Annotated in this window: 21 protein-coding genes; 6 read left to right on the plus strand and 15 right to left on the minus strand. The window is 44.6% G+C overall.

The genetic code is table 11. From position 1 onward, the window contains the following. Nucleotides 1-98: 98 nt before the first annotated feature. The 3 genes from E7Z59_RS14190 to lysA all read right to left on the minus strand — a co-directional run bounded on the left by E7Z59_RS14190 (nt 99) and on the right by lysA (nt 3,109). The gene (locus tag E7Z59_RS14190) at nt 99-1,235 is read right to left on the minus strand and encodes a serine hydrolase (protein ID WP_136337019.1); all 1,137 of its coding nucleotides are present in this window, start codon (nt 1,233-1,235) and stop codon (nt 99-101) included. Between the two features lie 35 nt (nt 1,236-1,270). Further along, a complete protein-coding gene (locus tag E7Z59_RS14195) occupies nt 1,271-1,792 on the minus strand; it encodes a thioredoxin family protein (protein ID WP_136337020.1) in 522 nt (173 codons plus the stop codon). 78 nt (nt 1,793-1,870) lie between these two features. Beyond that, nucleotides 1,871-3,109: a diaminopimelate decarboxylase gene (gene lysA, locus E7Z59_RS14200; protein WP_136337021.1), complete on the minus strand. Its 1,239-nt coding sequence runs from the start codon at nt 3,107-3,109 to the stop codon at nt 1,871-1,873. A gap of 156 nt (nt 3,110-3,265) precedes the next feature. Between lysA and E7Z59_RS14205 the strand changes: the two genes are divergently transcribed. Both E7Z59_RS14205 and sucC read left to right on the plus strand, forming a co-directional pair. Beyond that, the gene (locus tag E7Z59_RS14205; protein ID WP_136337022.1) at nt 3,266-3,913 is read left to right on the plus strand and encodes an LON peptidase substrate-binding domain-containing protein; all 648 of its coding nucleotides are present in this window, start codon (nt 3,266-3,268) and stop codon (nt 3,911-3,913) included. A 240-nt stretch (nt 3,914-4,153) separates the two neighbouring features. Then, nucleotides 4,154-5,347 (plus strand): ADP-forming succinate--CoA ligase subunit beta, encoded by a 1,194-nt coding sequence (gene sucC, locus E7Z59_RS14210; protein WP_136337023.1) that lies wholly within the window; start codon nt 4,154-4,156, stop codon nt 5,345-5,347. 708 nt (nt 5,348-6,055) lie between these two features. Here the strand turns inward: sucC and E7Z59_RS14215 are convergent. Together E7Z59_RS14215 and E7Z59_RS14220 are read right to left on the minus strand one after the other, a co-directional pair. Then, nucleotides 6,056-6,307 carry a DUF1456 family protein gene (locus E7Z59_RS14215; RefSeq protein ID WP_136337183.1) on the minus strand — a complete coding sequence of 84 codons (252 nt, stop codon included), beginning with the start codon at nt 6,305-6,307 and terminating at the stop codon, nt 6,056-6,058. Between the two features lie 67 nt (nt 6,308-6,374). Further along, nucleotides 6,375-7,190, minus strand: coding sequence for an alpha/beta hydrolase (locus E7Z59_RS14220; protein WP_136337024.1), 816 nt, complete (start codon nt 7,188-7,190; stop codon nt 6,375-6,377). Nucleotides 7,191-7,255: 65 nt separating this feature from the next. Here E7Z59_RS14220 and E7Z59_RS14225 point away from each other — a divergent pair, with 65 nt between their 5' ends. Continuing rightward, nucleotides 7,256-7,660, plus strand: coding sequence for a TerB family tellurite resistance protein (locus E7Z59_RS14225; protein WP_136337025.1), 405 nt, complete (start codon nt 7,256-7,258; stop codon nt 7,658-7,660). On the opposite strand, the gene E7Z59_RS14230 is transcribed toward E7Z59_RS14225, so the two are convergent. Continuing rightward, nucleotides 7,661-8,104, minus strand: a complete 444-nt coding sequence (locus E7Z59_RS14230; protein WP_136337026.1) for a DUF2214 family protein — start codon at nt 8,102-8,104, stop codon at nt 7,661-7,663. It lies immediately after the preceding gene. A gap of 22 nt (nt 8,105-8,126) precedes the next feature. Continuing rightward, the gene (locus E7Z59_RS14235) at nt 8,127-9,407 is read right to left on the minus strand and encodes a DUF2254 domain-containing protein (RefSeq protein ID WP_136337027.1); all 1,281 of its coding nucleotides are present in this window, start codon (nt 9,405-9,407) and stop codon (nt 8,127-8,129) included. A gap of 233 nt (nt 9,408-9,640) precedes the next feature. Here E7Z59_RS14235 and E7Z59_RS14240 point away from each other — a divergent pair, with 233 nt between their 5' ends. Further along, nucleotides 9,641-10,072 (plus strand): Hsp20/alpha crystallin family protein, encoded by a 432-nt coding sequence (locus tag E7Z59_RS14240; RefSeq protein ID WP_136337028.1) that lies wholly within the window; start codon nt 9,641-9,643, stop codon nt 10,070-10,072. A 71-nt stretch (nt 10,073-10,143) separates the two neighbouring features. Here E7Z59_RS14240 and uvrB read toward each other — a convergent pair whose 3' ends face one another. The 4 genes from uvrB to E7Z59_RS14260 form a co-directional block, all read right to left on the minus strand. Then, nucleotides 10,144-12,141 (minus strand): excinuclease ABC subunit UvrB, encoded by a 1,998-nt coding sequence (gene uvrB, locus E7Z59_RS14245; protein WP_136337029.1) that lies wholly within the window; start codon nt 12,139-12,141, stop codon nt 10,144-10,146. Nucleotides 12,142-12,197: 56 nt separating this feature from the next. Continuing rightward, the gene (locus E7Z59_RS14250) at nt 12,198-13,913 is read right to left on the minus strand and encodes a T9SS type B sorting domain-containing protein (RefSeq protein WP_136337030.1); all 1,716 of its coding nucleotides are present in this window, start codon (nt 13,911-13,913) and stop codon (nt 12,198-12,200) included. 450 nt (nt 13,914-14,363) lie between these two features. After that, the gene (locus E7Z59_RS14255; RefSeq protein WP_136337031.1) at nt 14,364-15,194 is read right to left on the minus strand and encodes an ABC transporter permease; all 831 of its coding nucleotides are present in this window, start codon (nt 15,192-15,194) and stop codon (nt 14,364-14,366) included. 15 nt (nt 15,195-15,209) lie between these two features. After that, complete coding sequence (locus E7Z59_RS14260) at nt 15,210-16,112, minus strand: ABC transporter ATP-binding protein (RefSeq protein ID WP_136337032.1); 903 nt, start codon at nt 16,110-16,112, stop codon at nt 15,210-15,212. 95 nt (nt 16,113-16,207) lie between these two features. Between E7Z59_RS14260 and E7Z59_RS14265 the strand changes: the two genes are divergently transcribed. After that, nucleotides 16,208-17,275, plus strand: coding sequence for a hypothetical protein (locus E7Z59_RS14265; RefSeq protein WP_136337033.1), 1,068 nt, complete (start codon nt 16,208-16,210; stop codon nt 17,273-17,275). Between the two features lie 41 nt (nt 17,276-17,316). Beyond that, entirely contained in the window at nt 17,317-18,024 is a 708-nt protein-coding gene (locus E7Z59_RS14270) for a LolA family protein (protein ID WP_136337034.1), read from the plus strand. Nucleotides 18,025-18,076: 52 nt separating this feature from the next. On the opposite strand, the gene E7Z59_RS14275 is transcribed toward E7Z59_RS14270, so the two are convergent. The 4 genes from E7Z59_RS14275 to E7Z59_RS14290 are packed head-to-tail and all read right to left on the minus strand — an operon-like array spanning nt 18,077 to nt 22,242. Continuing rightward, entirely contained in the window at nt 18,077-19,135 is a 1,059-nt protein-coding gene (locus E7Z59_RS14275) for a nucleoid-associated protein (RefSeq protein WP_136337035.1), read from the minus strand. Between the two features lie 48 nt (nt 19,136-19,183). Continuing rightward, nucleotides 19,184-19,702 (minus strand): plasmid pRiA4b ORF-3 family protein, encoded by a 519-nt coding sequence (locus E7Z59_RS14280; protein ID WP_136337036.1) that lies wholly within the window; start codon nt 19,700-19,702, stop codon nt 19,184-19,186. 27 nt (nt 19,703-19,729) lie between these two features. Further along, nucleotides 19,730-20,764, minus strand: coding sequence for a COX15/CtaA family protein (locus E7Z59_RS14285; RefSeq protein ID WP_136337037.1), 1,035 nt, complete (start codon nt 20,762-20,764; stop codon nt 19,730-19,732). A gap of 38 nt (nt 20,765-20,802) precedes the next feature. Further along, complete coding sequence (locus tag E7Z59_RS14290) at nt 20,803-22,242, minus strand: CCA tRNA nucleotidyltransferase (protein ID WP_136337038.1); 1,440 nt, start codon at nt 22,240-22,242, stop codon at nt 20,803-20,805. Between the last annotated feature and the right edge of the window lie 16 nt (nt 22,243-22,258).

Below are 22,258 nucleotides of genomic sequence, written 5' to 3' on the forward strand. Positions count from 1 at the left end.
TGAGGTTTTTACTTTCTTTTAATTTACAAAAATTAAAGGCATTAATTTTTACTTAAATAAAAAATATCCTCACGCTTCCGGGATGTTCGTTCCTGTTTTTATTGTTTGATAAGTGATCGGTGAATTTGTCTGCCCAGTTCTGCAAGGAAAGGAATGCCCACCTCTTCGTATTCGTAATTGTTGTCATTGTAAATGCGGTCTTCATTCACATGAATGGTGGCGGTAAGAATAAATTCAACGTCGTTCTTTTCGTCCCTGATATAAGAGCAATCCGTCAGGTATCCATAGGCAAACCCTACCTTATTGTAGACCTTAATATGCTCGGGCATGGGCTCTTTGGTGTCACCGAACATAAAAAATTTCACATAGCTGTCGTAGTACTCTTTCCGGTCATAGCCCTGGGTATATGGGAGGGCCGACATGGCTTCGAGTACAAATTCACGATCAGATTCTTTGAGATTAAACGTTTCCTCTTGCGAAAAGTTTTCCGGTAAGATCACCCGTTTCATCAGGTTGTGAAGTGAGGCAACAGGAAGGTAGTTTTTTCGGGAAAAATCCATGGGTTCCCTGATCAGGCTGTCGCCTGCGTAATAACCATCGCCCTTCATGGTTTTATTCAGATTAAGTGGGGTTACGGGAGTATTGTTGGTAGTTGGCCATTGGGTTAAGGTCGTGTCGTTCAGGTAAAATACCAGGGGACGGGTCTGCGGTACGTCAGCGTCAGGTACTGAGAGTCGGTGGGCTATGCGCACCGGACCGATATTCATTTCCTCAAGTCGTGAATTAATCTGGTCAGTTCCTAAAAACTCGAACAATCGGTTATAGGCGTCGTTGTCGCTAACCGCGAAGATCTTTTTGACCTCCTCTCTGATGGTGGTCTCCACACTGTCGCCCTCCACAAAGAACTTCGAAGTGCTTAGGATGGTGTCGTTCTCTGCAATGTTCTCCAACGCCAAAAGGGCAATGGGGAACTTTACCGAACTTGCCGGATAAAAATAATTATCTGAATTTACCCGGAAGCTTTCATCCGTAAAGCTCACAGAGTCTCCATGTCGATCTATCTCAGAAAAAAGGATCTGTACTTCATGCGCCTCCGGATTATTCATCACCTTTTTGATGACAGGAGCGTCAGATTCAACAGCTGCCATTAATGGGGTGGAGGGTTGTTTGTCAGCACAGGAAATAAGGCATAGAAAAACTGCGGGCAGTGATGCTCGTAGAATAGCGTTGATCATAAGACTTGGTTGGTTTAATGGTTAGTCGTGGTTGGTTATTTATTAGCGATGGAGGCCATATAGTCGGCCCATTTTGTGTGAAGAAATATATCGTCACCAAAATACCTCGCAATATCGAGAAACTCCTCAGACTCCCTATAGCCTGGTACCGGGGAGAGCAGCTCTTGCTTTTCGTTAAGAAATACTACAGAAGGATAGCTTAAACGACCTTGTAATAATGCATAGGCTAATTCGTGAAAGCCACGACGTCCCTGTTTTTGAAATTTAAAGACCTTGCCTTTGAAATTTACGTCGGCAGTAGATTCAGCATCAAACTTCACCATGTAAAAACGCTCGTTCATATAGGCAGCTACCTCGGGATCAGAGAAGGTGGTAGCGTCCATTTTCTTGCACCAACCACACCAATCGGTGTATACATCTATAAAGATCTTTTTGGGAGATTCATCAGACACCGATCTTTCAACGGCTTCCTCGAAAGTTAACCACTCGATCTTTTGCGCATTCACCGAGGTCATGAAGAAAATGCATAAAACAGCTAGTAAATGAGAAGCTTTCATAGTAAGGCCTGATTTTTGGCTAAAGATAAAAAAAAGAAATGGTCTCCGAAGAGACCATTCATGAATACCGAAAATTCATTATTTCTTTTCTGCCAGTGCAGGTTCTGACACCGGGATCTCGATGGATACCTGGTTGTGCAGCAGGTCGTCAAAGGTTTCCCTTTTTCTGATCAGGTGAGCTTCTCCGTTAAGCCATAACACCTCTGCCGGACGATACCTGGAGTTGTAATTGCTGGCCATTGAGAAACAATAGGCACCCGCATTTTTGAAACACAACAGGTCGCCTTCGTTGATCTCTGCGATCCTGCGATTGTTGGCAAACGTATCGGTCTCACAGATATAGCCTACCACCGAATAAAATCGTTCCTTGCCATCCGGATTGGATAGGTTGAATATATGGTGATAGGAGTTGTACAACATAGGACGGATCAGGTGGTTAAATCCTGAATCTACCTGGGCAAAAACGGTAGAGGTGGTTTGTTTGACCACATTGACCTTAGTGATAAAATAACCGGCTTCACTGACCAGGAATTTTCCGGGCTCAAAGGCCAGGGTAAGGTCTTTCCCGGTTTCTTTGCAGAAGGCATTAAAGCGCTTTGTGAGCTTGGTGCCTAATTCTTCAATGTCGGTTTCGATGTCATTGGGTTTGTAGGGGACTTTGAAGCCGCTTCCGAAATCCAGAAATTCCAGTCTGTCAAAATTTTTCGCTGTTTCAAAGAGGATCTCTGAAGCATAGAGGAACACTTCAATATCAAGGATGTCACTACCGGTGTGCATATGGATCCCGTTGATGTGCATTCCGGTGTTTTCAACGATACGCAATAAATGAGGTATCTGGTGGATACTGATGCCGAATTTTGAATCGATATGCCCCACCGATATGTTGGCATTACCCCCGGCCATGACATGCGGGTTGATACGGATGCATACAGGGACGTCCGGATGCTTACTTCCAAACTGCTCCAGAATAGACAGGTTGTCTATATTGATCTGTACCCCTTTTGACGCCACCTTTTCGATCTCCTCCATGGACACCCCGTTAGGAGTATATATAATAGACTCCGGCGAGAATCCGGCTATGAGTCCGAGATCGACCTCCTGTACAGACACCGTGTCTAAACCACTCCCTAACGAATTCATGTATTTGAGAATGGAAATGTTGGATAAGGCCTTGGCCGCGTAGTTCAGGCGGAGATTTTTAACCCCGCTGAAGGCTGCGGTAAGCCTGTGATATTGGGATGCAATTTTGGCTGCATCGTACACGTAGACCGGACTGCCGTAGTCCCGGGCTATGTTTTGGAGATCTTGATGTGTCATTTTCGGTAAAATTTATGGTCGCAAAAATAATACGGGAAATTAATGCGAAGAAATAACATGGCAAAACATTTAAAAATAAAACAATATGTTATGTATGTAACAATATTACGATAGGGTCACCCGGGTTTTATTCATTAGATTTGTAATACAAACATTATGAATCAGTTACTCCCTCTTTTTCCGTTACAGATCGTTGTTTTTCCCGGAGAGCGTCTTCCCCTCCATGTTTTTGAGGAGCGTTACCGTGAATTGGTGCAGGATTGCCGTGATGGCCGATCGGCTTTTGGTATCCCTGCCTATATTGACGGGAAACTGGGGTTTGGGTGTGAGGTCGTAATCAGTAAGGTGGCCAAGGAGTACGATTCAGGGCGTTATGATATTCTTTGTGAGGCTACCCGGGCTTTCAGTTTGCTGGAAATGAGCAATCCTATGCCGGGGAAGCTCTATGCGGGTGGCTTGGTCAGTTATGTTGATAACATGGAAGACGGGCAGGATACCCAGCGGGAGCGGGTGGTCAACCTGATCTATACCCTTTATGAAGAGATCGGGGTGAACTACAAGGTGGTTCCCTTTCAGGAATTTAACTCCTTTGCTTACGGACATAAGGTGGGCTTTAATCTCAAAGAGGAGTACGCTCTGTTGCAAATGGCCAGTGAAGCCGAGCGTTTGCTGTATATGGAGCGTCATCTCCAGCGCATTATCCCGATCATCCGCCAGGTCAACCAAACCAAAAAGACCATACAGCTCAATGGGCATTTCAGGAATTTTGATCCCCTCGATTTTGAGGAGTATAAGTTGAGTTAGACGGGTAAGCGGGTAGGCGGGTAGGCCGGAAACCGGAAATTCCAAATTTCAATCTCCAAATTCCAACAATTCGTATCATTCACCATTCACCATTCATCCTTCATCATCCATAATTTATGACTCACTATTATCTGCAAACTGATACAGAAACTCGTCCCTCAAACTGTTATCTGAAATAATTGGTATTATAACCTTGCTTTTGTTACATTTGTTTCCGCTTAAAATCTACAAGAAATCGTTATGAATTTACACGAATATCAAGGAAAGGAAATTTTAGCAAGTTTCGGAGTCCGCATTCAACGCGGTATCGTTGCCGGAAGCGCCAAAGATGCGGTAGCAGCTGCAAAACAGCTTACCCAGGAAACGGGTACAGGATGGCACGTGATCAAGGCTCAGGTGCATGCCGGAGGCCGCGGAAAAGGTGGTGGAGTAAAACTGGCTAAAAACCTGCAGGAAGTTGAAGAGATCGCAGATAGCATTATCGGGATGGATCTGGTAACCCCACAAACCTCTGCAGAGGGGAAGCGGGTACATCAGGTATTGGTTGCCGAAGATGTGTATTATCCGGGAGACAGTGAGCCAGACGAATTCTATATGTCGGTACTGCTTGACCGAAGCAAAGGTCGCAATATGATCATGTATTCTACCGAAGGAGGGATGGATATCGAAGAGGTAGCCGAAAAGACCTCTCACCTGATCTTTCACGAAGAGGTAGATCCATCGATCGGATTAATGCCATTCCAGGCCAGAAGAATTGCCTTCAACCTTGGCTTAAGCGGAACTGCGTTCAAAGAAATGGTGAAATTCGTAACAGCATTATACAAGGCGTATGAGTCTTCAGATTCATCACTTTTCGAGATCAACCCAGTACTGAAAACATCAGACGATAAGATCATGGCTGTTGATGCCAAGGTAACTCTTGATGATAACGCTCTTTACCGTCATAAGGATTATGCAGAGATGCGTGACCTTCGTGAGGAAGACCCGATCGAGGTAGAGGCAAAAGAGGCCGGATTGAATTTTGTGAATCTTGACGGAAACGTAGGGTGTATGGTAAACGGTGCCGGATTGGCCATGGCTACTATGGACCTTATCAAGATGGCCGGAGGAGAGCCTGCCAACTTCCTTGATGTAGGAGGTACAGCAGACGCCAAGCGTGTGGAAACAGCTTTCAGAATTATCCTGAAAGATCCTAACGTAAAGGCCATCCTTGTGAATATTTTCGGTGGTATCGTTCGTTGTGATCGAGTTGCCCAGGGTATCGTTGATGCCTATAAGAACATGGGTGATGCTATCCAGGTGCCGATCATCGTAAGGCTGCAGGGTACCAACGCTGAGATCGCAAAAGAACTTATCGATAACTCCGGACTGGCAGTACACTCTGCTATCGAGTTCCAGGAAGCTGCCGATAAGGTTCAGGAAGTATTGAAATAATACATATACTCGCTATAGAAGGAAAGCCCGGCCCATTGGTCGGGCTTTTTTTGTCAGTCCTGTCTTCGCTGTACACCATCGTATCCTTTAAATGAATTTTTTCAGGGTACATTAATTGATGATCATGTGACTTTCTCGTTTCCGGGAATCTATTCTTCCGGGATTTGGAATATTAATTTGGCGATAAAACCATCGGTTTATACGATGAAAATTCCTTCAATATTACCACAATGTTAAATGGGGTTACCCCAGGGTTAAATGATGGATTGGAAGTTGTAATGTTGTTCCATGAGGTTGTAGTTTTGGACAGACGTTCATCATCAATCGTTTAAAAAACGAGCCTTGTAAAAATTAGTGATTAGCATATTATGGTATACAGCAAGTAGTATTTTATCTGCAAAGCTGCCCCTTTCCTGCGTTAGCACCCGGTAATGAGCAATGGCTCGCAGTTAATGCGAGCCTGCTTATAACCATGAGCTGTCCGGGAGGTGTTTTTGGATAAAGGAGTGTTTACCTACGAGGAGGGCCGGGAGTTTCAGTGTGAAAAGCAGGGAGAAGGAACGTTCAGGAGGGGTGATACCTCTGGTCAAACCGGAATGACTACGAAAAGACTGAATTAATCAATTCAGAATAAGATTATATGGTTTCCCCGCCGATCAAGTCTTTTGGTGGATTTGGTTAGTTAGTTTGTTAGGGGAATGCCCGGGCTTAGTTCCGGGCATTTTTATTTTGTGGCTTTTTCTCCATGGGCCCGCGCATGTGGATGATCAGGCCGTTGAGAAAATTACGTAAGATCTGATCGCCACATTCAACGTATTTAGGATGATCTTCTTTTCTGAAAAGATTGTTGATCTCTCCCTTGGAAATGTTGAAGTCAGCAAGTTTCAAGATGTCGATAATATCGGTATCTCTCAGCTTAAGGGCTACTCTTAGTTTTTTTAAAACGTCATTATTGGTCATGATCTCTTCTGTTATATGTTTTTGAGTAAATGATCTGGTAAGCAATGGAGGTAAAGTTGCAAGTTACTTATTTCCTGTTGAAATAATTTTCCAGGTACCAGGACATTGCTTTAGGAAATTCTTTCTTCCAGAAATCTTCATTATGAGCTGCTCCTTCACGTATCTCAGTGTGCAGATCCTCTTCATCGAATCCGACCTGCTTTAATAGTGCTGCCATTCGTTCGTGGTCAGCTACGGTAGAGCCGGGTTCCATGGCTCCTGAAGCAAGGTAGATCATAGTGTTTTCCGGTGCTTCTCCGGTTTTGGTAAGATCGTAGATCTTTTCTGAGTACCAGTAACTGGGGGAGAACAAGATCCCCTTAGAGAATACCTCGGGATAGGTGAATAACATATAATGAGAAATGAGTCCGCCAAGGGAGCTGCCGCCCACCAGGGTGTGTTCGTTCTCCGGGAGGGTGGGGTAAATACTGTCAATCGCTGGTTTCAGGGTGTTCACAATAAAGTTTGAGTAAGCACTTCCTTTTCCACCCCCGTATTTTTCGTGGGTGTAGGGGGTAAGTTCGTCAATTCTCTTTTCATTACCGTGTTCTATAGCGACTACAATACATGGAATATTCAAACTGTCTATGGTCTCATCTACCTGCCATTCCCCGGCATACGATCTGGATGCATCGAAGAGGTTTTGAGCGTCATGCATATAAAGCACGGGAAATCTTTCCGATGTGGTTTTTGCATCCTCCGGCAGTAAAACCCAAATAACCTTTGTGGTGTCCAGTTCAGGGGAAAAGATGGTAATGGATTCTGGTTCAAGGTGTTGGCTGTGTCCTTTGGTAAGGCATAACAACCCTATAAGTAGTATTATTCTGTAAGAAAAATAGTCCATTGGTCGATATTTTTTTATGGTAAGGCAATAAATATCTAATTTTTTCTTCCAATTCGCTTTGTATTATGAAGAATAAAGAAGAAAAATTAAGTCTTCTTTCCGACCTGATCTACCTGGTGCGCTCCGATCATGATGTCAATGAACGGGAGTATCTATTTATTCAAGCGGTTGCCCGTAATATGAAGGTTGATGATGATGACCTTAACCGTCTCTTTTCTGACGAGCGCCCGCCCTATGTAGCGCCTGAGACAGAGCCGGAGCGTATTCTTCAGTTCCAGCGTTTACTCTTGTTGATGAATATCGACCGAAGAATACACCCTAAGGAGAGGTTGGCGCTTAAGGATTGCACCCTTAAAATGGGTCTCAACCCCATTGCGGTAGACCAGGTGTTGTCGGTCATGAACAACTATCCTGACCGGGTGGTGCCGCCCAAGGTAATGATCGATATTTTTAAGGTCTATTACAATTGATCAGGATAAACCTGTGCCTGCAGCCATCAGAACGGCGAGCAGGGGGATGAACAAAAGGATGATCAACTCCAGCCTGACCACCCATCTCACCATTCCCGGAACCTTAGTACTCTCATTTTCTTTTAATGCCTTTCGTTTGTTCCTGTAAAATAAGGTCGGGTAAACAGACAGTAAACCCACCAGGATAAACAATCCGACCTTTATCAGAAAGAGGTGGTTCTTGCTGTAAAAGTCAGCCGGTTTTCCAACCCCGAACCAAAGGGTGAGTCCGAGGCCTACCACCACTATGGAAGAAATTCCGTAAACAAGGTCTGTTCTGCTGATCACCCGGATCTCCTTCCCGTTCATTTGCTTTTTTAATAAGAATTGTTGTGTGATCACGCTGCCTATCATAATAAACAGGAAGAGCAGGTGGAGGTATCTGAAAATAAGGTAATAATTCATTTTCGGGATTTATAAGCGCTGGTTATATGTGAATCGTATTTGCAAGTTCCTTAATGGTGGTCAGGTCCTTTTCATTACTGATGCTTTTACCGGCATCATCCAGGAGTAATTTAACCTCCTCTTTGAGGCATTCAGAATAATGCTCTTCTGCTGCAGGTTGAAATAATAAGTAGCGGATCATTAGAATTAACTTCTGCATGATGATCACATCGTGTTTGCAATAAAGTCTCAGGGAAGCCATGACATTGTAAAGCAGTTCCTGAAAAGAAACTGACCCCATTTTGATCACCGGCTCCTTCTCGATGCTTAACATGATCTGGTCCTTTTTCTTCATGCGTCCGGCAAATAATTCGGTGAGATAATCAATGGCATTGAGTGCTGTTCCGGGATCGTTTATACCGGGAGACATGGCTTTTACCGCAATCTCTGTGATCTGCTTAAAGGCGAGGACGTAGTTCTCTTTTAATAATTGGGTTTTAGAAATAATGATACTGCTTCTCAGCTTATTTATGACTTCTTCCTCCAGTTTCCGATCGCATCGTATCAGAGGGATGCCTTCCAGAATAAAACTCCCCTTGGGAGGAATGATCTCCAGCTTAATGCTGTGTTTTTGACAGAGCTCTTTTAAAGTGTCTATAATGCAATCCTGGAAATATCCTGTGCTATCTGCATGGTAAACATGCCACTCATCAGTTGCCGGAAACCTCATCCCGTCTTCATCAGCCTCCAATACCTCCTTTAGATGTCGTTGGGACGTACGGTAAATGTTATCAAGAATATTATTTACCAGAATGGATTGAGAGATCGAATGGATGAAGTACACAAATAATCCCAGGCAGAAAATAGTCAATATAATGGCCACCAATACAGGGAAGCCTGCCGGGTTTGTCGGATGCTCATTACCATCAACTGACACCAAAATAAAGATACAATAGATCAAACTGGCCAGGAATGACCCCAGAACCAGTTGGTGTCTTCTGTTGGAGATCAGGCCTGGTAATAACCTTGGTGAAAAATTACTGGAGGCCTGGTTGAGCAGGATCATCACCATAGAGAAACTAAAGACCATCAGGGAGATCATACCGGCAATAAAGGCACTTAATAGTGTTCTTGCCGTTTGCAGGTCTTCAATGACAAGGATGGGGGCTTTTTCTTTGAGGTAGGCAGATACGCCCATCTCATTCAGGTAGAGTACGATCAGGGTAAGCAGGAATCCGAAAGCCGAGAGCAGGGTAGGGTAAAAAGCGATCTTGCTCTGAAGTTTCGATGAAAAATGAAGGAGTTTATGGTATAATGCTTTCATGAATCGCAATGATCGCTAACAAACAGAAAGTTACATAAAATGCTCGTTTCTTGTAGACTATCAGGGAAATAAGGGTTTAGAGATTTCGGTTAAGGGGAGGTGAATTGACATTTTGTCGGTATAAACCAGTAAAATCGCGTCAAAATGACATTAAATCGCAAATGGAATTGATTTTGTTTTATATAGGGTGCAACGATTTAAAATTAGAAGTTAAACCTAAAAAACATAGCATTATGAATTTGATCAGAAGAAACCCAGGTACCTTACCTTCCCTTTTAGATGAGTTTTTCAAGCCAGATTGGTTTGGAGGTATGGAAGGTATGAACGCCAATGTTCCGGCGGTAAACATTTCCGAATCTGAAACAGGATTTGAACTGGAAGTAGCCGCTCCGGGAATGAAGAAGGAAGATTTTAACATTGAAGTCGACAACAATGTGATGACGATCTCTAATGAGCACACCTCTGAAACCAGTGAAGAGAATAAGGAGAAAAACTTCAGCCGAAGAGAGTTCTTTTACTCTTCTTTCAGGAGATCATTCAATTTACCAGAAACGGTGAATACCGAAAAGATCAAAGCCTCTTACAAAGACGGAATCCTCAGTGTGGAGATCCCGAAGAAAGAAGAAGCTTTGCCTAAGCCAAAACGAATGATCCAGATCGGATAACCGAACATTTATTTAGAGTTCTAAAATTTGTAGTTAGTTAGCTGAAAACGCCTCCAATTGGGGGCGTTTTTTTATTCTGTAATTCGTTCCTGCAGGGTTTTGATCTCATCCCGGAGCCTTGCGGCTTCCATAAAGTCGAGCTCTTTGGCGGCCTTCTCCATGGACTTTCTTTTTTCCCGAACCAGTTTCTCCAGCTGGTCTTTGGTCATGTATTCCACCTCAGGCTCGGCAGCCTTTCTTGCCGCTTCCTTCTCCTGCTGGTAGGTGGCAATGGAGTTTTTTGCCAGGGCGCTGTCCAGGTTCTTTTTCAGGGCTTGTGGCGTGATGCCATGCTCCTTGTTGTAATTCATCTGTTTCTCCCTGCGGTATTCGGTCTCATCAATGGTCTTTTGCATGCTATCGGTGATCTTATCAGCATACATAATGGCCATCCCGTTCACATTCCTTGCTGCCCGACCTACCGTCTGGGTAAGTGATCGGTTGCTTCGTAAGAATCCTTCCTTGTCGGCATCCAGGATAGCCACGAGGGATACCTCCGGAAGGTCGAGCCCTTCCCGTAACAGGTTTACCCCGATCAGTACATCAAATAACCCTTTTCGAAGATCCTGCATGATCTCCACCCTTTCCAGGGTATCTACATCTGAGTGAATATATCGACACCTGATCTGAATACGGGTCAGGTATTTGGTTAACTCCTCGGCCATTCGCTTGGTGAGGGTAGTTACCAGGGTTCTTTCATCCTTGTCTACCCGTTGTTGAATCTCTTCGATGAGGTCATCGATCTGGTGCTTGCTGGGGCGGACTTCTATCACCGGATCCAGCAGTCCGGTAGGTCTGATCACCTGTTCTACATAGACCCCGCCGCTGTGTTCCAGTTCATAATCTGCCGGGGTGGCGCTCACATAGATCACCTGGTTTTGCAACCCTTCAAATTCTTCGAACTTCAGCGGACGGTTATCCATGGCTGCCGGCAAACGGAAGCCATACTCCACCAGGTTCTCTTTTCGGCTGCGGTCACCGCCGTACATGGCATGTACCTGGGGAATGGTTACGTGACTCTCATCCACCACCATTAAATAATCGTCCGGAAAATAATCCAGCAAACAGAAAGGGCGGGTTCCCGGGGGGCGCCCATCGAGGTATCGTGAATAGTTTTCGATCCCTGAACAATACCCCAATTCCCGTATCATTTCCAGGTCAAAATTCGTGCGTTCTTCCAGGCGTTTTGCCTCCAGGGGTTTCCCGATGTCCTTGAAATAGTCTACCTGTTTTACGAGATCATCCTGGATCTCGTGAATGGCATTTTGCAATACATCAGGAGAGGTTACGAACATATTGGCGGGATAGATGTTCAGTCGGTCGTACTTCTCGATTACCCTGTTGGTGTTTGGATCAAAGGCTTCGATCTCCTCGATCTCATCTCCAAAGAAATGGATGCGGAAGGCATCATCAGCGTACCCGGGGTAGACATCAACCACATCTCCCTTTACCCTGAAATTTCCATGATTAAATTCAGCCGTGGTCCTTGAATATAAACTCTGCACCAGACGATGCAATAATTTGGTTCTTGAGATCACCTGGTCCCTTTCCAGGGTAATCACATTCTTTTGAAACTCTATGGGGTTCCCGATACCATAAAGACAAGATACGGAGGCCACCACCAGGACATCTCTTCTCCCGGACAGGAGGGAGGAGGTGGTGCTGAGTCGTAGTTTTTCGATCTCCTCGTTGATGGAAAGGTCTTTTTCGATATAGGTTCCCGTTACAGGGATATAAGCCTCCGGCTGGTAGTAATCGTAATAGGATACAAAGTACTCCACGGCATTCTCAGGAAAGAACTGTTTGAACTCAGAGTAGAGCTGTGCTGCCAAGGTTTTATTATGGGCCAGCACCAGGGTAGGTCGCTGCACCTCTTCCACCACATTGGCAACGGTAAAGGTTTTTCCGGATCCGGTTACTCCCAAAAGGGTCTGGTAACGTTCTCCTTCTTCTATGCCCCGGGATAATTGTGCAATGGCATTGGGTTGATCTCCCGTAGGCTTGTATTCTGACTGGATCTTAAAACGCATAAGGCAAATCTAGTAATTTGCCCTGTGTCATGGGATTAACGTCCTCTTAAATTTCATTAGCGTTTCAGGGAAAAATGTCCTTTTTTCAAGGTGCCATCATTGAACTCTGCCCTGTACCAATAATCAGAAGCCGGGAGCTCCCGACCGTTGTAGGTCCCGTCCCATCCGCTATCCTCAGGAGCTAAACTGATCAGTAATTTTCCGTAGCGGTCAAAAATATGCACTGCGAGCAGGTCAGGTTGCATTCGCCCAATAACAGTGGGTTTCCAGGTATCGTTAAAGCTGTCCCCGTTAGGGGTAAAGAAATTCGGAAAGGAAACCGGGTTAAGGGTGAAGGAGGTGATCCCGCATGCCAAAGGCTCCCTGATGAAAAGGGTGTAGGATTCCTGTTCCGGAAGATCAAAGGTTAGTCCTGTGGTATAAGGTCCTGCTTCACTGTTGATCGAGTATTCATAGTTGCTCTCTCCCTGTACCGAGATCGCTACCCTGATGCCTGACGGCGTCTCTGTAAAATCTGCTCCGGCCAGACGGGGTGGATCGGTAATGATCACGGTAAAGGTTTCGATCGTGGTGCATTCCAATACATTATTTTCCTGTTGTATGGTATCGGTGACCTCTACAAAATAGGAGCCTGCCTCTTCCAGTTGCAGAAAAGGGTCATTTCCTAATTCCCTTATCCCTTCCTCTGAATCCAGGAACCAGGAATAACTCAAAGCAGGGTCAAATCCGTCCAGCAAAGGAAGATTCTGAGTACTGCAAACAGCCAGGGTATCGGGAATGCTGACGACCGGGTTCAGGTCAATGATGTTTCCTGTAACGGGATCAGTAAACGGGCCACACCCTGCAGTGGTTGAAAAGGATTCTGTAATACAACCCAGAGCCTCTCCGACTTCATTAAAGGGGGTAATGGTTACATAGACATCACTATTGGGTAAAAATTCAAGGACCCTGGCGGTAGGGCCGGTAAAGACAGCATTATCCAGGATATCATTTACGCCGGGTGAATACCCCATGTTTACAATATAACCGGTGGCCTCAGTCTCAGGCTCCCAGTCGATAGATGTGGTTAAAGCTACGTTCATGGCTCCGTCCTCCGGAAAGGTCAGAAATGTACACCCCGGAGCCGACCCTGATGGGCGGGTGATAAAGGTGGTTTCTGCACAGTTCATAGTAATCCCGAGGCTGTTGTACGGAGCAATACGAACATAGATGACCGTTTCGGGAGGAAGGGTGCCGGTCAGGTTGTAGCGGGTGGAATTTCCTGCGTCTTCCATATTGAGAAAGTCGGTGCCTCCGGGTGTACTGCCTGCAGAAATAAAATAGCCTTCGGCTCCGTAGGCATAGTCCCAGCTGAGAAGGGGGGTGTATTCAATACCTGCCTCCCCATTAGCCGGATCGTTTAATTGGGTACAATCGGGGGGCGCGGTCAGCGCTTCGGTGGTAAAGGTTTGAGGGGGACAGTTCGTACTGGGAGCATCAAAATAAAAGGGGGCAATGGTCACATAAATGGTGGTTCCTGCGGGAAGCCCGGCTTCGGGGGTGTATGAGGTTACCGAGCCTACCATTTCATTATCGAGGATGTCGTTGGCCCCTGGCGCGGTTCCAATGCTCAGCAGGTAGCCGTTCACCCCGGGTACCGTGGTCCAGCTGATAGACGTATCAAGCCGTACATCAGTAGCTCCGTTCAGGGGTGCTGTCAATTGTGCACAAGGGTCCTGTGCCAGGATAATTAAGGGGAGCCCCAGTAAAAATATGAGGATTAACTTTTTCAATAGCAGTGAATTAGCGTCACTGCAATTTAAGTATTAATTGGAAAATCCGGTTAAGCACAGGATGTCCCGAATTGCTGAGCTCCTGCTTTGTGGCAGATGAGTTCTGGTTGCGAAGAAGCAAGGAGGTAAAGAAGCAAAGGATCCATATTTAATCAAAAATTAAATTATAGATGGTTCGTCTTCGCGAACCCTACCCACTGGGTAGGGTGTGGCGATCTCATGGTTTTATCTCCAGGCCTATTTTTGGTCTTTCATCACCAAAGTTAATTTTGAAAATGCTTTTACCCTCCCCTTTTTTAAGGGGAGGTGGTTTTCTATAGGAAAACCGGAGGGGTATAAGGAGGGGTGTCTCATGGCGATGCCATGAGACGGGGTGGTTTGTCAGTTCCTAAACACCTGTTTTAAGAATATTGACCCCTTTGCCGATTCAATTAGAAGCTCTTTTAGAGTTTACAAATCCCTTTTCTTCAACAACCAATAAGAAGCATAGATAAAAAAGGCTACCCATACCAGAACGATAAGGATCTCTGAAAAGTGAATAGCGTAGTCCTTTGAAAACTCTTCTCCCAGCTGGTTGGCCACCGACTGCACGGCTCCCAGTCGTGAAAAGGGTTCTTTTATAAGGCTGGCCATAGCCTCCAGAGGCATGAATTGATGTACGGTATCTGCTAAAGATTTACTGGTTCTCCAAACCAGGAGTCCGTAAATAATGCCTTCAACGGCCTGCCAGAGTACCAGGAACCCCAGGGCAAAGGCTGAACGCTTCACCAGCATCCCCAAAAACAGACAGAAAGAGAAGAATCCAACTAATTTGGCAAAGAAGGCGATCAGGTATTCCAGGTCTGAAAAGATGATACCTACTTCATTGTAATCCGAAAAAATAAGTCCCAGAACAAGGGAAACCACAAAGACAAATACCGTAGAGATCAGGGCAAACACCACTACAGTAATGAACTTACTTAAAATGAACTCTTTTTTGCTTAAACCGTCTATCAGATTTTGTTTTATAGTCTTATTACTGTATTCGTTGGCCATCATAGATACGATAATGATAGCGAGAAACAGTTTGAACCAGGCGGTGATATAGGTGTTAAAATGCCATATATACGGGAAATTAAAGATGCCCTGGTCGGCCAGGTGAAACTGAATTGGACCAATATCAAATTTAATGGCTGCTATCAGCGCGATGGAGGTAAGCAGCACAAAATAAGCGATGATAAGAATTCTGCTGGATCGGTTGTTCCAGAGTTTTATTGCTTCTATTTGGAGTAATCTTGTCATGATGGTGGTTTGCGATTAGTTGGATTGGTCTTCGGTTAATGTCAGGAATTGTTCTTCGAGGCTTTCTTTGCGTTTTACAAGATGTGAAAGCACTAATCCTTTTTCAAAAACCAATTTATTGAGGTCTGAAGCTTCCAGGGGTTCATTCAAAAAGGCAGTGATCAAACCGTTATCCCTGTTAATTCGTCCGAATGCCTGGTGGTCTTCGAGCAGGCTGATCAATTTTTCCTGGTCGTTACTTTGCAACACAAAATAACCGTGACTGGCTATCATTTCATCTACGCGACCGGAATAAAGCTTCTTGCCTTTTCTCAAAATGACTACATGAGAACATACTTTCTCTACCTCGTCCAGCAGGTGAGAGGCCAGCAATATGGTGGTACCCCTTGAGGCGATCTCTTTGATAAGTGACCTGATCTGATGAATACCCTGAGGATCTAATCCGTTGGTGGGTTCATCAAGAATAAGGATCTCAGGATCGTTTAAGAGAGCAGAGGCGATGGCCAGACGTTGTTTCATTCCCAGGGAATAGGTTCTGAACTTATCATCCTTTCTGTCGAGAAGTCCTACCAGTTCCAGTTTTTCCCTAATCTTATCATAAGGGACTTCCTTGATCTTACATACCAGTTTCAGGTTTTGTTCGGCACTCATATAAGGATAAAAGTTAGGACGCTCGATGATGGCTCCAACTTTTTTAAGGGCCTCATGGGTAGAGACTGTACCGTCAAACCACTGAAAGTCGCCTGATGTTTTGTTGACTACGTTCAGGACAATGCCCAGGGTCGTTGATTTCCCACTTCCGTTAGGTCCCAGAATTCCGTAAACGTTGCCTTTTTCTATGGTGAAAGACAAGTCGTTCACAGCGGTGAGATATCCGAATTTTTTCGTTAGATTGTTAATGGTTAGTATCGTGCTCAATGTATAAAGGTACTTGTTGATTTCTATTAATGTGACGAGTCTTCAGGGCTTTTGTTACAATATAATTTAAATTTGAGAAAACTTAAGGAAGCCAGATGAGTCAGAAATTAATGTCAAAAAAGAAGCCGACCTACCCGATCAATGAAATGTTGCTGGGGTATCTTGAACGTTATAACCGAACGACCAAGATCCCGATCTTTTACGATGATCTGCTGCGTTTCTCGGGGTCAATAGTGGTTTATGATGAGGATGATAACGATACTATGTGGATCCGGGTTTTCTATTCAGAATTCGAGCGGCCGGAGATCGATTATAACTTGAAAAAGGTTTATACGCTGATCTTTTCTGATGGTAATGAAGAGGTTTTTCAATACCTGAATGTAGACGCTATTGATTTTTGCACCTTTGGAAACTCCAAGCCTTTCCGAATCAAGATCCGGAATATTCTCAATGACAACTATACCTATCTCTATGTAAAAAAGGCCGATGCTTCGAGGGTTTATGGCCTGGAGCTGGAACATATACTTTCTCCAAACCGGATCAATTTCGCGGTGTATAAAGATACCCTGATCGAGGAGCATATCTCCGGGATTCCGGGAGATGAATTCATAAAGAATTCCTTGCCCGGTTGTACTGAGATTCAGAAGAGTCAGATCGCAAAGGAATTCGTGAAATTCAACGAGCGCTGCATGATCAGGCTACTGGGCGACATGCGTTCCTATAATTACGTGATTCTGCCCATGCATGATTTCGATAATGTGATCTTCAGGATACGCGCCATCGATTTTGATCAGCAGTCTTACGAAGGTAATTTCAAGGTTTATAAACCACAGTTCTTTAAGGAGAATTACCAGATGGTCAAGATGGTCGAGGAGAAACTAAAACCGGCCTCCATAGAACAATACCGTAAGGAAGAAAGGTCGGTGATCGCAAAAAGGATCATTACCTCTAAAAAAAGACTTCGCGCCCTGATGCGGTGTATGACCAAAGACAGGATCAGTCCGCCGGAAAATCTTCACGAATTACAAATGGAACTGTATCAGTATACGCTTGATATGAAATTTAAGCGCTGTAAAAGTATGGGCCAGGTGGTGCGAACCGCCCTTGACTTTGTAAAACGCAACTATGAAGATGTGAGTATGCAGCGTTTATTAGGAGGGTGATATTGTATTATTTTTACTACATTTAGCCAAAATCAAAAAGCATGAAAAAGTTTCAGATACTCTTCTTTTTCCTGATCTCATTAGGACTGGGAGCTCAAACTCCTGCAGAGGTGGTCGACAACTACCTCGAGGCTATAGGAGGAAAGACGGCCCTTAAAAATATCAAATCGCTGCAGGCAGAGATCCGTGTAGAGTCTAATGGGATCGTCATGGATGGTCGCCTGGCATACAGCATTCCGGGGAAGCAGTATACTGAAATGACCTTTAGAGATGATAAGATTGTTGAAGTGATCAATGGAGATCAGGGTTGGATGATCAATCCGATGACGGGTTCTTCAACTCCCATTCCCATGACCGCAGAACAGGTAAGGGCTGCTAAAAAAAATATTACTGCAGAAAAATTACTGAACACTGCCGACTATACCCTGGAAGACCTGGGAGAGAAAGTGTTAAAAGGCAATACCTACAGGGTCCTCAATGTGAAGTTCAAGCAGGGCGATGAGCCTGCCCGCAAACAATACTTCAATAAAAGTACGGGACTCATAGAGTTTACAGAGGTGGCATCTCCTATGGGAGGTACTATTTTTGTGGCCTTTGAAGACTATAAGGATGTGAACGGATTGAAGTTTCCCGCATCCATCCTCAGCTATACCGACTCAGACCTGGATTCACCTGCCATGAGTTTGACCATGAAGAATTTGCAGGTAAATGCACCGGTTGATAATACGCTGTTCAGTAAGCCTCAATAAGTGGACCTGTTATGAAATAAAAAGGCTGTCCATCCGGACAGCCTTTTTTTAATTAGCTCTTTTGCTCCTTGTTAAAGTAAACCAGGTAGTAATACATCTGTTTTTCTTCATCCCAGCCTTTTTCTACATACTTTTCAGCCGATTCAGGATTGATAAAATCCATCTTGATCTGAATGTTGGTATCCAGCTCGATCACATTTTTGATCTTTTTTCGGGCGTCTGAAACAGCTTTGTTAGCAATCGGAAAATTGCTCACATCTTCAATGCTGTATTTAGGACCTTTTTCGGTTTTATAATTTTTGAACTCAGGAATCAGCTGTGGATTGTCCATTACCTCGTTCAAAAAGCTGGTCTCCTCAAATTCGTCATTGGAAGCAAAATGATTCACGGCCCTATTCATGAACATGACCTCTTCCTTTTTATCCTCCGCAGGCAATACAACATCCTTGGCAAAATCCTGGCAGAATTTAAGGTACTTTTTAGTGTAGTAGTTCTCATCGGTAGTAGCCTCTACCTGGAGGAATTTTTCCAGCCAGTACTTCGTATCGTAACGGTTACTGTCTACCGAGAGGATCTTGAAGCCTTCCTCTTTATTGCGATTAATGATCAAGGCTCCCTTATCGAGTTTGTTTACATTGATACCTTGTCTGATTATGATCTCCAGGTTATTCCCTTCTTCTTCAAACTCAAGGAAATCGTGTTTCAATTCTGATTTAAAGATACCGACCGCGTCGATCTTTTCGTTGTCGAGAACAACATCTCTGAGGTAGCAAACATATAATTCCCCGCTTTTAATGTGAGGGTGATTTGATTGTTCAAAGAGATGAGAAGCAATTCGTTTTGAGTTCTGATGAGCACTTGAAGGCTCCTCAAAGATATCAGAACAAATTTTGTACAGTTCGTTGAACTCTACATCCACTTCATTGCTGAAATGAAGGTAATTTTCTTCTTTCTCGCGAAATGGCTTAAAAAAGTATTCTTTTAAAATAGCGGTGATCTCGTCATTGAGATGGTAGGGTTCTTCAGAGAAAAAAACCTGTTCGTTCTTACTTTTGTTCCCAACCTTGTGAATAGACAGGGTTTCAAGCTGAGTAGGGTATAGGTTAATCATAGGTTTTTCGTAGGATGGTCGGACAATCGTAACTGTCCTGGGTTAACATCAATTCCAGTTTTCGTCAAAATCAAAGTCCTCGTAATTCTCAGTACCGAACTCCAGGGCATCTTCGTCGTCAAAATCAGAAGATCCTGTTAATTCGGCTTCGAAGGATTTTTCCGGCGGGCTCTCCGGGAGCTGTCCGTGAACAAACATAAGGTTCGGATAGGTAGTCCCATCTTCTTTTTCAGAGATTTCGGCAAGCTCTACATAAAAGGTCCACATATTGAAGAAATCATAAACGTAGATCAGGTTGCGGTTATCTTCGTTTAATTGGTCTTCCATCAGGGTCTCACTCATGAGTTTTACCTGTTCATCACCTTCGCTCATATCGAACAGGGCGATCTCTTCACCTTGCTCCCATTCTTCATTACTCACGTAAAAGGACGCCATCTCGGTTCCGTCAAACCCGAAGGATTGAGCGATCGCATTGTGAAGGTCTTCCAGAGTGTTGGAGGCTTCGATCTCCAGGTCCCGGAATACATCTTCTTCGGCATCCAGTATAATTCTGAACTTATAGATCATTCCTGATAATTTAATTAGGTTCGCAATTTACAAAGAAATACGCTGTTTTTTGGCTGAGAGGGATTCCAATACGAGGTAAAATTGCAGCCCGAACAATACGGAAGCAATAACCAGGTGAACAGGCTGGCTGCCGAAAGGAAAATTCACATAATACATCGCCATCCCGCTTAAGATCTCGATCCCGAGAAGGGCGATCACCCAACTGATCTTGTTGAAACCCAGTCCCGCTCTCTTGTTGAGATAGAGCAGATAGATATTGACGGCTAATACCAGGATTGAAAAACTTCTGTGTACATAAAAGTTCCACTCCGGTGCGCTTAGCCATCCTCCTTTATCAGCCTCTCCCAGTAATTTAACCTGCTCGTCTATGAATTGACGTACCTGGGTTCCAAGGATGACCTGAAACAGGGTGAGCAGTAAGGCCAGCCACAGCAGATGATGAAAAGACTTTTTGAATACTTGTCTGCCTCTCATGGGCTTTAACAACTGAATGATTTTTAATACAACAGCTACGATCAACAAGGCCATAACCATGTGCAGGGTGATGCGTACAGGAGCCAACACTGAATAGACGACGGTGGCCCCCAGCCAGGCCTGGAATCCCATGCCGAAAACAGCCAGCCAGGACAGCAGGGTAACCGTTTTGTTCTTTTTCCACCAACCTACAGACCATACCGCCATGATAAGTACGGCTAATCCTGCCAGGGCGCCCAGTAAGCGGTTGATATATTCTACCCAGGTATGGGAGGCATTGAAGATATTGTAATCGTGTTTGGTATAGACCTCCCAATGGTCTGCATTAAAAGTCTCCCCGGTGGTAAGGTCTTCATTTGCGGTAAGCAACTGTTCATCCTTAATGATCACCTGTCCTTTCTTGAAGGTTCTTCCGGGAGCCCACAACAATTGAGCTTCCTCTGTTGGAGGAATATAATACCCGAAACATTTGGGCCAGTCGGGGCAGCCCATCCCGCTTCCTGTCATTCTCACAACAGCCCCGGCAACGATGACCAGGTAGATCAGGATAAGTGATAATTTTGCAAGTTTTCTGAGATTGATCTTCATAGCTTTTATTTGGCAGGTCGACCTGGCAACCCTTTTAATTATACTCCTTTAGGGGTTTGCTCTTCTTTCGGGGTCAGGCCGAGGTCTTTTCCTTTTCTGATCATAAAGGCCCGTGCGGCCTCGTATTCGTTAGGGATCTCACCCTCAAGAATTGCCTCTTTGATGGCGTCTTTTATTAGGCCGATCTCACGCGAAGGCTTCAGGTCAAAGAAATCCATGATCTCCTGCCCATCAACCGGAGGTTGGAAATTTCGGATATGATCCCTTTCTTCCACTTCCTTGATCTTTTCCCGTACCAGGCGGAAATTGTTGTGATACTTTTTAAAACGCCTTGGGTTCTTAGTGGTAATATCCGCCTCACAAAGCGTCATCAGGTCTTCAATATGATCGCCGGCATCAAAAATAAGTCGGCGTACCGCAGAATCTGTTACCTCGTCCTGTGATAGAACGACCGGTCTGGAACTAAGAAGCACCATCTTTTGAACAAATTTCATTTTTTCGTTCAGCGGTAAACGCATTCGTCTGAAAAGCTTGTAAACCATTTTAGACCCTACAAACTCGTGTCCGTGAAAGGTCCACCCGATCTTTTTATCAAAGCGTTTGGTAGGGGCTTTTCCGATATCGTGCAATAAGGCCCCCCAACGCAACCAAAGATCGTCTGTGTGAATTGAGATATTATCCACGACCTCCAGGGTATGCCAGAAATTGTCTTTATGGCGTTGACCTTCAATCTCCTCGATACCTGAAAGGTTGGTGAGCTCCGGGAGGATCATTTTGAGAAGCCCGGTTTTATACAACAGGCTCAAACCAACGGAAGGTTTTTTGCTTAGAAGGATCTTATTGAATTCGTCAACGACGCGCTCCTTGCTGATGATCTTAAGTCGGTGGCGGTTTCTCGTGATGGCTTCAAAAGAATGTTGCTCGATCTTAAAGTTGAGTTGAGAGGCAAAGCGAATGGCCCTGAGCATTCTCAAGGGGTCATCAGAATAGGTCAGGTCGGGATCTAATGGAGTGCGAATGATCTTATTCTTCAGGTCTTCCTGTCCGTTAAAGGGGTCCAGTAGGTCTCCGTAATTTTCAGGATTCAATGAAAGGGCCAGGGCGTTGATGGTAAAATCTCTTCTGTTTTGATCATCTTCAAGAGTCCCGTTTTCTACAACCGGTTTTCTGCTGTCAAAATGGTAGCTCTCTTTTCTTGCGCCCACAAACTCCAGCTCCAGCTCGTCAGTTTTGATCATGGCAGTGCCAAAATTCTTGAAGACAGAAACCTTTGGTTTGCCTTCCAGGGCGTTGGCAACGGCCGTGGCCAGTTCAATGCCGCTTCCAACAGCTACAATATCAATATCCTTGGGTGTACCTCGTTTCAGAAGAAAGTCTCTGACAAACCCACCTATCACATAGCTGTCTGTACCCAATTTTTCAGCCACCCTGGCAATGGTATTAAAAACCGGATCTTCTATTGCATGTTTGTAATTCATAGTACCTCGAATATTA

It is taken from the genome of Robertkochia marina, assembly GCF_004799345.1.
Taxonomy (GTDB): domain Bacteria; phylum Bacteroidota; class Bacteroidia; order Flavobacteriales; family Flavobacteriaceae; genus Robertkochia; species Robertkochia marina.

Excerpts from the sequence above, each read along its gene's own strand:
- E7Z59_RS14195 (WP_136337020.1), bottom strand. The coding sequence starts at position 1,792 with ATGAAAGCTTCTCATTTACTAGCTGTTTTATGCATTTTCTTCATGACC.
- E7Z59_RS14270 (WP_136337034.1), top strand. The coding sequence starts at position 17,317 with ATGAAAAAGTTTCAGATACTCTTCTTTTTCCTGATCTCATTAGGACTG.
- E7Z59_RS14290 (WP_136337038.1), bottom strand. The coding sequence starts at position 22,242 with ATGAATTACAAACATGCAATAGAAGATCCGGTTTTTAATACCATTGCC.
- E7Z59_RS14280 (WP_136337036.1), bottom strand. The coding sequence starts at position 19,702 with ATGATCTATAAGTTCAGAATTATACTGGATGCCGAAGAAGATGTATTC.
- uvrB (WP_136337029.1), bottom strand. The coding sequence starts at position 12,141 with ATGCGTTTTAAGATCCAGTCAGAATACAAGCCTACGGGAGATCAACCC.
- E7Z59_RS14205 (WP_136337022.1), top strand. The coding sequence starts at position 3,266 with ATGAATCAGTTACTCCCTCTTTTTCCGTTACAGATCGTTGTTTTTCCC.
- E7Z59_RS14225 (WP_136337025.1), top strand. The coding sequence starts at position 7,256 with ATGAAGAATAAAGAAGAAAAATTAAGTCTTCTTTCCGACCTGATCTAC.
- E7Z59_RS14220 (WP_136337024.1), bottom strand. The coding sequence starts at position 7,190 with ATGGACTATTTTTCTTACAGAATAATACTACTTATAGGGTTGTTATGC.
- sucC (WP_136337023.1), top strand. The coding sequence starts at position 4,154 with ATGAATTTACACGAATATCAAGGAAAGGAAATTTTAGCAAGTTTCGGA.
- E7Z59_RS14255 (WP_136337031.1), bottom strand. The coding sequence starts at position 15,194 with ATGACAAGATTACTCCAAATAGAAGCAATAAAACTCTGGAACAACCGA.
- lysA (WP_136337021.1), bottom strand. The coding sequence starts at position 3,109 with ATGACACATCAAGATCTCCAAAACATAGCCCGGGACTACGGCAGTCCG.
- E7Z59_RS14230 (WP_136337026.1), bottom strand. The coding sequence starts at position 8,104 with ATGAATTATTACCTTATTTTCAGATACCTCCACCTGCTCTTCCTGTTT.
- E7Z59_RS14265 (WP_136337033.1), top strand. The coding sequence starts at position 16,208 with ATGAGTCAGAAATTAATGTCAAAAAAGAAGCCGACCTACCCGATCAAT.
- E7Z59_RS14235 (WP_136337027.1), bottom strand. The coding sequence starts at position 9,407 with ATGAAAGCATTATACCATAAACTCCTTCATTTTTCATCGAAACTTCAG.
- E7Z59_RS14240 (WP_136337028.1), top strand. The coding sequence starts at position 9,641 with ATGAATTTGATCAGAAGAAACCCAGGTACCTTACCTTCCCTTTTAGAT.
- E7Z59_RS14285 (WP_136337037.1), bottom strand. The coding sequence starts at position 20,764 with ATGAAGATCAATCTCAGAAAACTTGCAAAATTATCACTTATCCTGATC.
- E7Z59_RS14215 (WP_136337183.1), bottom strand. The coding sequence starts at position 6,307 with ATGACCAATAATGACGTTTTAAAAAAACTAAGAGTAGCCCTTAAGCTG.
- E7Z59_RS14190 (WP_136337019.1), bottom strand. The coding sequence starts at position 1,235 with ATGATCAACGCTATTCTACGAGCATCACTGCCCGCAGTTTTTCTATGC.
- E7Z59_RS14275 (WP_136337035.1), bottom strand. The coding sequence starts at position 19,135 with ATGATTAACCTATACCCTACTCAGCTTGAAACCCTGTCTATTCACAAG.